Genomic DNA, 13,364 nt, shown 5'->3' on the forward strand with positions numbered 1-13,364 from the left:
CCTTCTCTGTTCCTTTGACCTTCTCTGTTCCTTTGACCTTCTCTGTTCCTTTGACCTTCCTGCTCCCGTATGCCTCTGGGCAGCACGCTCTATCTATATAGCGTAGAGATAAGCATCTCTTGGCGGCTCCCTCTCTAGCTATCCCTTCCAGCTATCCCTTCCAGCTATCCCTTCCAGGTACATAAATGCTGGGGGGGACTGGCTACTCTTATATAGAGAGATTGCCTGGGTCGGCCGCCGGGACGGGCATGGCGGCTTGGCCCCAGTGGGAGTGGCGAGCGTCTCTACACGCCGTTGGCGCGGTGGGGGAAGGTAGCGGTCCGCGTGGCCTGGTCCGCCGCCCAGCGCGCCGGACCCCGCCTCGCCTCGCTCGTTCGCCCCCTCCGGGGCTGCCTTCGCGGCCGGCTCGCTCGGCCCCGGACGGACCGCTACCTTCCCCCACCGCGCCAACGGCTGCGTCTTGGTTTTTGCACCTCTGCCGGGACGAGTTGCGCGCTTGGCATTCTTGCTGTGTTTGGTGCTACCAAGAAAGAGGTCTTGCGCTCGCCCGGCGCGGGCCGCCAGCCGGCCCGCTTGGGCATCGGGGGTGGTATGGCCTAGGGCGCTGTCTTGCCTAGGTGTCGTCTGCGCCGAAATCAAACCCATCAATCCGGCAATCGACAACAGCCGCCCGACCTGCCAGCCCGAATGCCGAGCTCGATACCGGCGGCTGTCCAATAAGCCGATTGCCAGGCCCGATATCAGCCGTCATCCGACACACCCGATACCAGGCCCGATACGAGCCGCCGTCCGACACACCCGATCGCCAAGCCCGATACCAGCGCCAGTCCAATAAACCCAATATCCAGGCGCCGTGGGCGGGTATGGGTTGGGCGAAATGTTGAGCAAGCCGCGCAGGCGGCCTGTTTCCGGGAGGCAAGCCCGCGCTTGTCTGAGCGAGACGCTTACGGACAGCCGGGGGCTGTCCGTTCCGCGAGTTCGCGGGCGCCCGGAAACAGGTCGACTGCGCGGGCAGTCACGGGCGAAGCCCGGGACCGCAGCGATATTGAGCCCAACCCATACCCGCCCACGGCGACGGGTTAAGAACAACATGACCCACACTCGCCCTCGGCGACGGATTAAGAACAATATGACCCACACCCGCCCTCGGCGACGGATTAAGAACAACATGACCCACACCCGCCCTCGGCGACGGATTAAGAACAACATGACCCACACCCGCCCCCGGCGACGGGTTAAGAACAACATGACCCACACCCGCCCTCGGCGACGGATTAAGAACAATATGACCCACACCCGCCCTCGGCGACGGATTAAGAACAACATGACCCACACCCGCCCCCGGCGACGGGTTAAGAACAACATGACCCACACCCGCCCTCGGCGACGGATTAAGAACAATATGACCCACACCCGCCCCCGGCGACGGGTTTAGAACTACATGATCCACACCCGCCCACGGTGCCAGGTTAAGAAACCCACTACGCTGGTTTGGAAACCCACGGCGCCAGATTTAGAAAGAACGCTGAAACCGTTTGGATACGCGACATTTCTTTATTCACCTAGCTGCCGGCCAAAGCGTCGAGGAAGCCGACAAATAAAGTGAGCGCAAAGGCGCTGGACCGGCAACGCGGACTAGCAGCGGACAATAAAAGCGCAATCCCCTTGCCGCGATCAAGCCTGGGCGCTCAACGAATCGGGTTTGCCATGCATGCAGATCAGCGTCTGCTGCCCCATCGCGACCAGCGTTCTTTCCTCGCCCGTCACTCCGAACACCTCGAGCTGGCAAATCGTGAGGGTACGGCCAGACCGGATCACCTTGCCTACCGCCTCCAGATACTCGCCGCGCGCCGGCGCCATCAGATTGATCTTGAACTCCACCGTAAGCACCGAACTCCCCGGGGGGAACAAAGTAAAGCCCGCATACCCGCCGGCCGAATCCGCAATAGCGCTCGTGGCGCCGGCGTGGAAAAAACCATGCTGCTGCGTAAGTTCCTGCCGGTATGGCATGCGGATATGGACCATGCCCGGCGCCACGCTGGCGATCACGGCCCCTAGATGGCGCATCAGGCCTTGCCGCTCGAAGCTATCGCGCACCCGGCTTTCCATTGTCGCGCCATCCTCCGCCTGCTTCGTTTTCTCTGTCATTCTTGCTTCCTCCTTTTATCACCGCAAGAGCGTAGCAGGAATTTGCCGCGCCATGACTGCGCTATAAGCTCCGCCTTCATATCGGCACGCTATTACACGCGGTTCACTATTACACGCGGTTCACTATTACACGCGGTTCACTATTACACGCGGCTCACTATTACACGCGGTTCACTATTACGGCTCGCTATTAATTACTTGTATGTATAGCAAAATTAGAAATCATTATTTATGGAAATTACATTAACGTTGTACAGTTACATTATTTCTCTCCTACCCTCCTAGCCATGACTACCACCACCGCCACGCTGCCCGGCCCCCTGCCCTCGCTCGGGCTGAATCTCAAGCCTTTGCTCATCGCCTTGCTGCTCATCGTTGCAGGGGCGATTTACCTGGGCGACACCGTCAGTGTCCGGCAAAGCGCGCTTTGGGTGGTCGGCGCCCTGCTTGGGGTCACGCTTTACCATTCGTCCTTCGGCTTCACCCAGGCCTGGCGGGTCTTCGTATCCGACCGCCGCGGGGCCGGGCTGCGCGCGCAAATGCTGATGCTGGCCTTCGGCGTCATACTGTTTTTCCCTTTTCTCGCGCAAGGGAGCTTGGCGGGCCAGGCTGTGAGCGGCTTTGTTTCGCCTCCCGGCGTCTCGGTCCTATTGGGCGCTTTCATCTTCGGCCTGGGCATGCAGCTCGGCGGCGGATGCGCGTCCGGCACGCTGTTCGCCGTGGGCGGCGGCAGCACGCGCATGTTGGTGACATTGTTCTTTTTCATCGTGGGTTCGATACTGGCGGCGCTGAACTTTACCTGGTGGAGCACCCTGCCCGCTCTGGCGCCGGTTTCTTTGGTCAAGGCCTGGGGCTTGTGGCCGGCCTTGCTGGCCAACCTGCTCGTATTCGCGCTCATCGCCGGATTGACGGTGGTGCTGGAAAAACGCCGCCATGGCCAGCTGGTTTCGCATGCGACCGGAACATCCCGCCCCGCGACTCTGCTGCGCGGACCATGGCCGCTGGTATGGGGCGCCGTCGCCCTGGTGCTGCTTAATTTTGCTACGCTCGCCCTGGCCGGCCGCCCATGGGGCATCACGTCCGCCTTCGCCCTGTGGGGTTCCAAGGGCCTGCTCGCCTTGGGCGCCGACCCCGCTCAATGGGCCTTCTGGGCGAAGAACCCGGCGGCCTTGACGGCTCCTGTAAGCCAGGACATCACCTCCGTCATGGACGTGGGTCTCATACTGGGCGCCCTGGCCGCGGCGGCGGCCGCCGGCAAGTTCGCCCCGATATGGAAAATCCCCGCGCGCTCTTTACTGGCGGCCGCGATCGGGGGGATTTTCCTGGGCTATGGCGCCCGCCTGGCCTTTGGCTGCAATATCGGCGCCTACTTCAGTGGCATTCTGTCGGGCAGTCTGCATGCCTGGCTATGGTTGCCCGCCGCCTTCGCCGGCAGCGCGCTCGGGGTGCATCTGCGCCCGTGGTTCGGCCTGCAGGTGGAAAAAACGCCTCGAATGACGGCTTGCTGATAGACCGGCGCCGCTAGCTGCCGCCCATGCCTTGCCGCCTCGCCAGGGCGGCGATGGCATGGGCATAGCAGGGTCTGGTGTAGGCGGCGCGTGCGTTCAAGGTCAGATCGCATTGCCGCCGTCGCCCGGGAACTCCGCGGCGCGATGGCTGGGCAAAGCGAACGGCGCTATGCCGGCCCTGATTTCGGGCATGCTATATGCACCCGGCCCTACCGGGTATATAGTAATCAGCTAGGCAAGACGCCACAGGAGGTTCGGGCAATGCACGAATTCACCAGGACAGCGACCGACTGGACTCTCGGTGAGGTTCCCTTTCAAGCAATCGATCTTTCGCAAATCAAAGACCAGGAAAATTTGTTCTATCTGGTCGCCGCGGCTTCTTTTGTCGAGATCGCCTCCGATCTCTATACCGACAACCTGATACATTATTTCAAAGGCGACGAGGAAGTCATCGCGTGGCTGGAAAGCCGCTGGCGGCCCGAAGAAGTGCGCCACGGCCATGTCCTGCGGGCCTATGTCAATCATGTCTGGCCGGAATTCGACTGGCAGCAGGCGTATTCCGCCTTCTACGCTGAATACTCCCCGCTGTGCACGCCCGACAATTTCGAGGCGAGCCGCAGCCTGGAAATGGTGGCGCGCTGCATAGTCGAAACCGGCACGGCGACGTTCTACCAGGCCTTGACGCAGCAGACCACGGAACCCGTGCTGGCAGGCATTGCCGCCCGCATCAGGGCCGATGAAATCGGCCACTACAAATATTTCTACCGCTACTTCCGGCTGTACAACGGCAAGGAAGCGCCAGGACGCCTGCGCATCCTGGGAGCCATCAAGAGGCGGCTGCTGGAAGCCCGCAACGACGACGCCGAGTGCGCCCTCTGGCACGCCTACCTTGTCCGCCAGCCTGAGGCCCACGCCGACAAGGCGGCTTTCCGCGCCTTGCGCAGCCGCTTGGGCAAGCAGGTGCGGCGCCACTATCCGCTGGATATGGCCGTCAAGATGCTGCTGAGGCCGCTTAGCCTGCCCGACGCGGTCACGCGCCTGCTGCAGGGCCCGCTGGCGCGGCTGACAGCGAGGTTCATGCTCTAGCGGGGCGGGCCAGGCATGCTTCCCGGCCAGCGCTACCGCCAGCCTTACAGGCTGGCGGTAGCGGCGCCCGCACGGTCCCACCCGCCGCCGATGGCGCGTATCAGGTTGACCGCGGCTTGCGCGCGGTCGCCGTTCAATTGCACGGCCGCGCGTTTTTGCTGAAGCACCGCGCGGTCGGCGTCGATGACATCAAGATAGCTGACCGAGCCTTCGCGGTATTGCGTGTGCGAAAGCTCGGCCGCCCGGGCGGCCGATTGCACCGCGCTGTCCTGGACATCGGTCTGGGTGCCCAGGATGCGCAAGCTCGACAGGTTGTCTTCGACTTCCCTGAATGCGCTCAAGACGGTCTGGCGATAAATGGCCACGTCTTCCTCGTACTTGGCGCGGGCGCGATCCAGGCCGGCCTGGCGCTGGCCGCCGTCGAAGATGGGCAGGGACAGCATCGTCCCGACCAGAGGGCCCAGCAAAAAGCTGCGGCTCGACCACTGGAACAGATCTCCCAGTTGCGACGACTCGTAACCCAGCGCCCCGGTTATCGTCAGGCGCGGAAAGAATGCCGCCTGGGCGGCTCCTATGCGGGCATTTGCCGCGGCCATGGCGCGCTCGGCCGCGGCGATATCCGGGCGGCGCTCCAGCAATGACGAAGGCAGGCCGGCGGGAATGCCGATGGCAATCCCCTGCAAGGGCCGTTGCGCCACCGAGAAGTCGGCCGGCGCCTTGCCCAGCAATATCGCCAAAGCATGTTCCGCGATGGCGCGCTGGCGCTCGACGCCCAAGGATTCCGATTGCGCCGATGCCAGTTCCGACTTGGCGCGCGCGACATCCAGTTCGCTGATGTCGCCTTCCGCGTAGCGCCGCTCGACCAGGCCGAGCGTCTGGCTGCGCAGGCTGACTGTGCCGCGATACAGCTCTTGCTCGGCATCGAGCCGGCGGATCAAGAAATAGGCTTGCGCCACGTCCGCCTGCAGGGCCAGTTGCACGGAGCGGAACAAGGCCTCGCTTTGCTGCGTGTCGGCCGTCGCCGCATCGACATCGGCGGCCACCCGGCCAAACAGATCGGCTTCATATGATGCCCCCGCCTGCGCCCGCCACAATGTCGAGGGCGCATTCGCGGCGTCGTCGGGCAGCCCCAGCGATGCGTTGGAGGCGCGCTGCCGGGTCGGCCCGAAACCCGCATCGATCTTCGGGTAGAGATCCGAGCGCGCGCCCTGCTGCAAAGCGCGCGCCTGCCCGACGCGGGCCGCCGCGGCCTTCAGATCCTGATTGGCGGCCATGGCCTGTTCTTCCAGCGCGTTCAGGGGAGCGTCGTCGAATACCGCCCACCACCGGCCGCGCTCCATGCTGTCGGACGGCTGCGCGTCCTTCCAGTGCCGCGCCTCCTCGGGCGACAAAGAGGCCTCTTTGAAAGCGGCCGGCGTATCGACCGGCGGCCGCTGATATTGCGGCCCGACCGCGCATCCGGCCAGCGCCAGCAACGCGGCGCCCAGGGCGAGGCTGATTCGTAAGGACTTGATCATTGCTATATTCCGCTATTTCTTTAGTGTTCGATGTTCGATGCCAGCATGGGCGCCTCGTGTACCGCCGCCGAATGCAATGCGCGGCCGCCCATCGAACGCAGCAACACATAAAACACCGGCGTCAGGAACAGGCCGAACAAGGTGACGCCCAGCATGCCGAAGAACACGGCTATCCCCATCGCATGGCGCATTTCCGAGCCCGCCCCCGTCGAAGTAACCAGAGGCACCACGCCCATGATGAAAGCGATCGACGTCATCAGTATGGGCCTGAGCCGCAGCCGGCTCGCCTCTATGGCGGCCGTCCTCGGCGTCGCTCCCTGCAATTCCAGTTCTCGGGCGAATTCCACGATCAGGATGGCGTTCTTGCATGCCAGCCCGACCAGCACCATCAAGCCGATCTGCGTGAAGATGTTGTTGTCGCCGCCGGTCAGCCAAACCCCCGTCAGCGCCGCCAGGATGCTCATCGGGACAATCAGGATGACCGCCAATGGCAAAGTCAGGCTTTCGTACAGGGCCGCCAGCACCAGGAACACCAGCAGCACGCTTATCGGAAATACCCAGATGCCGGCGTTGCCCGCCAGTATCTGCTGATAGGTGAGGTCGGTCCATTCGAACTTGACGCCGCGCGGCAGCGTTTTGGCGGCAATCCGCTCGGCCGCGGCCTGGGCCTGATCCGAGGAATACCCCGGCGCGGGCCCGCTGTTGATATCGGCGGCGGTATAGCCGTTGTAGCGCACCACCATCTCCGGACCATAGGTCGGCGTTACCTTGACCAGCGAGGACAGCGGCACCATGTCGCCTGAACTGTTGCGGGTCTTGAGCTGCAGGATGTCTTGCGGCCGCGAACGGTATGGCGCGTCGGCCTGCGCCCTTACCTGATACACGCGGCCGAAGCGGTTGAAATCGTTGACATACAGCGAACCCAGGTAAATCTGCATGGTGTCGAAGACATCGGTCACGGGCACGCCCAGCTGCTTGGCTTTGACGCGATCCAGGTCGACATCCAGCTGCGGCACATTGATCTGGTAGCTGGAAAAGGCCGGGCCGAGCTCCGGGGCATTGCGCGCCTCGGCCAGAAAGGCCTGGGCCGCGGCGTCGAGCTGTGCATAGCCCACGGCCGCGCGGTCCTCGATCTGCAGCTTGAAGCCGCCCACCGTCCCCAGGCCCATGACGGGCGGCGGCGGAAAAACGGCGATGAAGGAGTCCTGGATGCCGGAAAACTGCTGATTGAGCGCGGCCGCTATGCCGTTGGCCGACAGCGCCTCGCCATGGCGCTTGTCAAAAGGCGCGAGCGTGACGAACACGATCCCGGCGCTGGAACTGTTGGTAAAGCCATTGATGGACAAGCCCGGAAAGGCCACGGCGTTCTCCACGCCCGGCTGCTTCAGGGCGATATCGGTCATGCGGCGTATCACGGCCTCGGTGCGGTCCAGGGATGCCCCGCTCGGGAGCTGGGCGAAGCTGATCAGGTATTGCTTGTCTTGCGCCGGCACGAACCCGCCCGGCACGATGTATGAGACCGCTGCCGTCAGGGCCAGCAGAACCAGGTACACGCCCATCGACGAGGCCTTGCGCGAAATCACGCCGGAGACTCCCTTGGCGTAGCGATCGGACGAGCGGCCGAAGAAACGGTTGAAACCGGCGAAAAATCCGCCCAATACCCGATTCATCGCGCGCGTCAGCCAGTCCGGCTTCTCGGCATGGCCCTTGAGCAAGAGGGCCGCCAATGCTGGCGACAGCGTCAAGGAATTGAAGGCCGAGATGACCGTGGAAATGGCTATGGTCATGGCGAACTGCTTGAAGAACTGCCCGGTCAGGCCCGTCATGAAGGCAAGCGGCACGAATACCGCGACCAGCGTCAGCGCGATGGCGACTATGGGGCCGCTGACTTCCCGCATGGCGCGATAGGTCGCGTCGCGCGGCGACAAGCCGTCGGCGATATTGCGTTCGACATTTTCCACCACCACGATGGCGTCGTCCACCACGATGCCTATGGCCAGCACCAGGCCGAAGAGCGACAGCGCGTTGATGGTGTAGCCGAAGGCCAGCATCAATGCGAAAGTCCCGACGATGGAAACCGGCACCGCCAGCAGCGGAATGATGGACGCCCGCCAAGTTTGCAGGAACACGATCACAACCAGCACCACCAGCGCAATGGCCTCCAGCAGCGTCACCACCACCGCTTTGATGCTGGAACGCACGAATTGGGTGGGGTCGTACACGATGCGGCTTTCCACCGAAGGGGGGAAATCAGCCGACAGCTCTTTCATGGCTGCGCGCACCTGATCCGACACCGCCAGGGCGTTGGACCCGGGCGACTGCATGATCCCCAGCGCCACCGCCGGCTTGTTGTCCAGCAGGGAGCGCAAGCCATACTCCGACGAGGCAAGCTCGATCCGGGCCACGTCCCCGAGCCGGGTCACGCCGCCATCCGCCGAGGTCTTGAGCACGATGTCGGAAAATTCGGTTTCGGTGTGCAGCCGGCCCTGCGCGTTGACCGACAATTGCAGGGGCACATCGGGCAGGCTCGGCGAAGCGCCGATCACGCCCGCGGCCACCTGCACGTTCTGTTCGCGGATCGACGCCACCACGTCCGTCGCCGTCAGGCCGCGCTGGGCGATTTTCTGCGGGTTCAGCCACACGCGCATGGAATAATTGCCCGAGCCCCAGAGTTGGACCTCGCCCACCCCGGGAATGCGGGCCAGCCTGTCCTTGACATTGAGCACCGCGTAATTGCGCAGGTAGGTCATATCGTAGCGGTCATCCGGCGAAATCAGATGCACCACCATGGTCAGGGTAGGCGAGCTTTTTACTGTCGTCACACCCAGCCTTTGCACGTCCTCGGGCAAGCGCGGCAGCGCCTGCGAGACGCGGTTCTGCACCAATTGCTGGGCCTTGTCGGGGTCCACGCCGAGATTGAAGTTCACCGTCACGGCGAGGTTGCCATCGCTGTTTGCCTGAGACTGCATGTACAGCATGCCTTCCACGCCATTGATGGATTCTTCCAATGGCGCGGCCACGGTTTCCGCGATGACCTTGGGATTGGCGCCCGGGTATTGGGCGCGCACCACCACCGACGGCGGCACCACCTCCGGATATTCGGAGATAGGCAGCTGGAACACCGCGAGGCTGCCCGCCAGCAGGATGAGAACCGACAGCACGCCCGCGAAAATCGGGCGGTCGATAAAAAACTTAGAAATATTCATGAAAATCCAAAGAGGCTCTTAGGAGTTATCGCCAGGAGCGGATGCCTGCGCGGCGCCATCCCATACGGCAAGCCTGGGATCTGTCGCCGCGAGCGCCGGCTTGGGCGTGACCATATCGCCGGGCCGGATGCGCTGCAGGCCGTTGACGACGATGCGCTCGCCGGCTTTCAGGCCGGTTTCGACGACAGCCCAGCCTTTCTGGCTGGCGCCCAGGCGCACTTCGCGGTAGGCCGTCTTGTTGTTGTCGTCCACAACGACGACAAAGCGCTTGTTCTGATCCGTGCCTATCGCTTTCTCGTCGACCAGCACGGCATGGTGGGGCGCCCCGCCGCCCAGGCGGATGCGGGCGTAGAGCCCCGGCACCAGCGTGCCGTCGGCGTTATCGAATACCGCGCGCACCCGTATGGTTCCGGAAGAGGTATCCAACTGGTTGTCGACGGAAGCCAGCTTGCCGGGACGCGGGTAGTCGTCTTCGTTGGCCAGGCCCAGGAATATCGGCGCGCCGGCGCTGCCGGAGGTCCGGGCCGGATTCACGAACTTCAAGAAGCTTTGCTCGTCGACATCGAACGACGCATAGATGCGCGACACCGATACCAGGGAAGTCAGAGGCGTCGAGCCGGCCCCCGCCGCCACGACGTTGCCCGCGGTCACTTCCGCGCGCGACACCCGTCCGGCAATGGGCGCCAGAATGCGGGTATGTTCGAGGTCCAGCAGGCTGGCTTCGAGCGTCGCCTTGGCCGCCTGCAAATCGGCGGCCGCCCCGCGCGAAGCGTTGCGCTTTTCCTCATAGTCGCGTTTCGCGATGGCGTTGCTCGCCAGCAGGCGCCCTCCGCGGGCCAGGTCCGACGCCGTATAGGCGACGCGGGCCTGCGCGGCCGCCACCAGCGCCTTGGCATGGTCCACCGCGGCCTGGTAGGGGCGCGGATCTATCGTGAACAGCTCGTCGCCCTTTTTGACCAGGCTGCCATCGGTGAAATGCACGGCGGTCAAAGTGCCCGACACCAAGGGGCGGATCTCCACCTGGTCCACGGCCTCGAGCCGGCCGGAATAGTCGTGCCAGTCGGTAATGGTTTGGTTCGCCACCGTCGCGACCTCCACCGCCACGGCCGGCGCCGGGCTGGCGGACGCGGCCTCCTGGGCGGCGCCGGCGTTGACGCGAAGAACAGCAATGCCGCCGAATAGAGCGGCCGCGGCAATTGCCACCATGACATATCGGTTGCGCAGTAAAAACATGATGGACCCGTATGAATTCTGGAAAAGAGCGAGTATTATTTACTTTTCGCCAAAACAGATAAATATCTATTTTTTGCTAACACTATTCGCCATCGACGAACAATCAGGCGCCAGCATTTGTCCGTTGCGGCGCGCGGTACGGATATTCCTTTTCCGGAGGACCTCATGGATCGTTTCCAGGCTATGCAAGTATTTACGCGGGTGGTCGACGCCAATAGCTTCACACTCGCCGCCGACAGCCTCGGGCTGCCCCGCGCCACCGTGACCACCACTATCCAGGGCCTCGAGCGCTTGTTGCGGGTGCGCCTGCTCAACCGCACCACGCGCCGCCTGAGCCTGACGCCGGATGGCGCCGCATATTACGAGCGCTGCGTGCGCATACTTGCCGACATCGAGGAAGCCGAGGCCTCCTTCCACGACGTCACGCGCGGCCCTCGAGGGCGGCTGCGGATCGACGCCCCGCCGTCCATAGGGCGCCTGATCCTGATTCCCGCCCTGTGCGAGTTCCACGACCGCTATCCCGATATCGAACTGGCCATAGGCATGAGCGACCGGCCGGTCGACATGGTGCAGGAAGCAATCGATTGCGTGATAAGGGTCGGCGAGCTTGAAGACTCGACCATGGTGGCAAAGCGCATCGGCACCTTCGAAAGCGTTACCTGCGCGGCCCCGTCATACCTGGCGCGCTATGGCGAACCCGAGACCATCGACCAGTTGCGCAACCACCGCGCCGTCCATTATTTTTCCGGCCGCACGGGCCGCAACATCGACTGGAGCTTCACGGTGGACGGCCGCGTCACCGATGTGGCCGTCAAAGGCGCCGTATCGGTCAATGACGCCGAAGCCTATGTCACCTGCGGCGTAAAAGGCTTCGGGCTGATCCAGCCCGCGCGCTACATGGTGGCGGACCACCTCGAATCCGGCGCCCTGCGCGAAATCCTGCCGGCATGGAAGCCGCCATCCATGCCTATTTCCGTCGTCTACATGCACAACAGGCATTTGTCGCCGAAGGTCAGGGTGTTCGTGGACTGGATAAGCGAATTGTTCCAGCGCTGCTCGCTGCTTGGCGGATGCAAGGAAAACATGGCCATCGACCCGGAATGCGTGTTTGCGGGCGCCAAGCCGCACACCATGCGCAAAGTCCTGGAGCAAGAGGTGGCGGAAAGCACTTTCTGAAGACGGGCACAGCATTTGCTCTGGTTCAGCCGGATCGGCATCTGAGTTGAACAAGGAGCGCCCATGAATGTAGCGATTATCGGCACGGGTTACGTAGGCCTGGTCACCGGCGCCTGCCTCGCTGAATCCGGAAACAGCGTCGTCTGCATCGATAACGATGCGGCCAAGGTGGCCAGCCTGCGCGAAGGCCAACTGCCTTTCCACGAGCCCCTGCTGGACGACCTGGTCGCGGCGGCGCGCCAGCGCGGCAAGCTGTGGTTCACGGACCAGCTGGAACAGGGCACCCGCGCCGCGGACATCATATTTCTGGCTTTGGGCACGCCGTCCGGCGCCGACGGCTATGCGCAGGTCGCCCCCCTGCTGCAGTGCGCCCAGGACCTGGCCGCCACCCTGCGCCACAAATGCCTGGTGGTGGTCAAATCGACCGTGCCCCCCGGCACCTGCGCCACCATCCAGGCGCTCTTCGATATGCAGCTCGCGCAAGGCAACGCGGCCTACCGGGTAAGCGTCGCTTCCAATCCCGAATTCCTGTCCGAGGGCAGCGCCGTGGCCGACTTTCGCAACCCGGCCCGCATAGTGGTGGGCGCCGCCAACGACCATGCCGCGGGCACGCTGCGGCAGCTTTACGCTCCTTTCGACCCCGGCGGCAAGCTGGTGATGGAAATGGATGTGCGCAGCGCGGAATTCGCCAAGTACGCATGCAATGCCATGCTGGCGGCGCGCATTTCGCTGATCAATGAACTGGCCAACATAGCGGGGCGGATCGGCGCCGACATCGCCCCCATCTGCCGGGTCTTGAGATCCGATCCGCGCATCGGTTCCCAATATCTCCAGCCCGGCGCGGGCTACGGCGGGTCCTGCCTGCCCAAGGATTTGCGGGCACTCATCCGCATGGCGCAGGACGAGGACGAGCCCGCGGCCATCCTGCGCAGCGTCGAGCAGGTCAATCAGCGCCAGATCGAACTGCTGTACGACGCCATCGCCCGGCACTTCTGGGGACGCTTGAAAGGCCGCCGCATAGCCGTCTGGGGGCTCGCCTTCAAGCCCGGCACCGACGACATCCGGGAAGCGCCCAGCGTGGCGCTGATCCAGAGCCTGCTGGAAGCCGGCGCGCGGGTGCGCGCCTACGACCCGCTGGCCGAATCCGCGGTCGGGTCTTTGATCCCGCACGCCAACCTTGCCCTCGTCGACAGCGCGCGGCAGGCCTGCGAGAACGCCGACGCGCTGGTGGTCATGACGGAATGGGAAGAATTCAGAGCGCCGGATTTCGGCTGGCTTGCCGCCACGCTCGGAACCCCAGCGGTGTTCGACGCGCGGGACTTGTACCAGTCCCGCGAGCTGCACTCGTTTGGCCTGCGCCATTACCGGCCGGGACAAAAGCGCCTTGCGGCCATCGACCATGGCCGATCCTGGAAGCAGCCGCCGGCTCCAAGAAACAATGCCGCGGCGGCGCCGGACACGCCGCGCCTGACGGCGGCCGAATAAGGCGC

8 protein-coding genes are annotated in these 13,364 nt (G+C 63.7%); 4 read left to right on the forward strand and 4 right to left on the reverse strand.

All coding sequences use genetic code 11. The features are described from left to right. Positions 1-1,674 precede the first annotated feature (1,674 nt). On the reverse strand, positions 1,675-2,148 hold the full coding sequence (locus tag BUB23_RS24600) for a PaaI family thioesterase (RefSeq protein ID WP_073109586.1): 474 nt from the start codon (positions 2,146-2,148) through the stop codon (positions 1,675-1,677). A gap of 287 nt (positions 2,149-2,435) precedes the next feature. Between BUB23_RS24600 and BUB23_RS24605 the strand changes: the two genes are divergently transcribed. Both BUB23_RS24605 and BUB23_RS24610 read left to right on the forward strand, forming a co-directional pair. Then, positions 2,436-3,656 (forward strand): YeeE/YedE family protein, encoded by a 1,221-nt coding sequence (locus BUB23_RS24605; protein WP_073109589.1) that lies wholly within the window; start codon positions 2,436-2,438, stop codon positions 3,654-3,656. A gap of 261 nt (positions 3,657-3,917) precedes the next feature. Further along, positions 3,918-4,742, forward strand: coding sequence for a ferritin-like domain-containing protein (locus BUB23_RS24610; protein WP_073109592.1), 825 nt, complete (start codon positions 3,918-3,920; stop codon positions 4,740-4,742). 44 nt (positions 4,743-4,786) lie between these two features. On the opposite strand, the gene BUB23_RS24615 is transcribed toward BUB23_RS24610, so the two are convergent. From BUB23_RS24615 to BUB23_RS24625, 3 genes are read right to left on the reverse strand one after another with little or no spacing between them, the layout of a single operon-like run. Beyond that, the gene (locus tag BUB23_RS24615; protein WP_073109595.1) at positions 4,787-6,259 is read right to left on the reverse strand and encodes an efflux transporter outer membrane subunit; all 1,473 of its coding nucleotides are present in this window, start codon (positions 6,257-6,259) and stop codon (positions 4,787-4,789) included. 20 nt (positions 6,260-6,279) lie between these two features. Beyond that, positions 6,280-9,465, reverse strand: a complete 3,186-nt coding sequence (locus BUB23_RS24620; protein WP_073109597.1) for an efflux RND transporter permease subunit — start codon at positions 9,463-9,465, stop codon at positions 6,280-6,282. Between the two features lie 18 nt (positions 9,466-9,483). After that, entirely contained in the window at positions 9,484-10,698 is a 1,215-nt protein-coding gene (locus BUB23_RS24625; protein ID WP_073109599.1) for an efflux RND transporter periplasmic adaptor subunit, read from the reverse strand. A gap of 165 nt (positions 10,699-10,863) precedes the next feature. Between BUB23_RS24625 and BUB23_RS24630 the strand changes: the two genes are divergently transcribed. Both BUB23_RS24630 and BUB23_RS24635 read left to right on the forward strand, forming a co-directional pair. Next, complete coding sequence (locus BUB23_RS24630; protein ID WP_073109774.1) at positions 10,864-11,874, forward strand: LysR family transcriptional regulator; 1,011 nt, start codon at positions 10,864-10,866, stop codon at positions 11,872-11,874. Between the two features lie 63 nt (positions 11,875-11,937). Continuing rightward, the gene (locus BUB23_RS24635; RefSeq protein WP_073109605.1) at positions 11,938-13,359 is read left to right on the forward strand and encodes a UDP-glucose dehydrogenase family protein; all 1,422 of its coding nucleotides are present in this window, start codon (positions 11,938-11,940) and stop codon (positions 13,357-13,359) included. Positions 13,360-13,364: the final 5 nt, after the last annotated feature.

Origin of the sequence: Pollutimonas bauzanensis (assembly GCF_900129885.1) — a bacterium.
Taxonomy (GTDB): domain Bacteria; phylum Pseudomonadota; class Gammaproteobacteria; order Burkholderiales; family Burkholderiaceae_B; genus Pollutimonas; species Pollutimonas bauzanensis.

Excerpts from the sequence above, each read along its gene's own strand:
- BUB23_RS24600 (WP_073109586.1), bottom strand. The coding sequence starts at position 2,148 with ATGACAGAGAAAACGAAGCAGGCGGAGGATGGCGCGACAATGGAAAGC.
- BUB23_RS24605 (WP_073109589.1), top strand. The coding sequence starts at position 2,436 with ATGACTACCACCACCGCCACGCTGCCCGGCCCCCTGCCCTCGCTCGGG.
- BUB23_RS24610 (WP_073109592.1), top strand. The coding sequence starts at position 3,918 with ATGCACGAATTCACCAGGACAGCGACCGACTGGACTCTCGGTGAGGTT.
- BUB23_RS24615 (WP_073109595.1), bottom strand. The coding sequence starts at position 6,259 with ATGATCAAGTCCTTACGAATCAGCCTCGCCCTGGGCGCCGCGTTGCTG.
- BUB23_RS24620 (WP_073109597.1), bottom strand. The coding sequence starts at position 9,465 with ATGAATATTTCTAAGTTTTTTATCGACCGCCCGATTTTCGCGGGCGTG.
- BUB23_RS24625 (WP_073109599.1), bottom strand. The coding sequence starts at position 10,698 with ATGTTTTTACTGCGCAACCGATATGTCATGGTGGCAATTGCCGCGGCC.
- BUB23_RS24630 (WP_073109774.1), top strand. The coding sequence starts at position 10,864 with ATGGATCGTTTCCAGGCTATGCAAGTATTTACGCGGGTGGTCGACGCC.
- BUB23_RS24635 (WP_073109605.1), top strand. The coding sequence starts at position 11,938 with ATGAATGTAGCGATTATCGGCACGGGTTACGTAGGCCTGGTCACCGGC.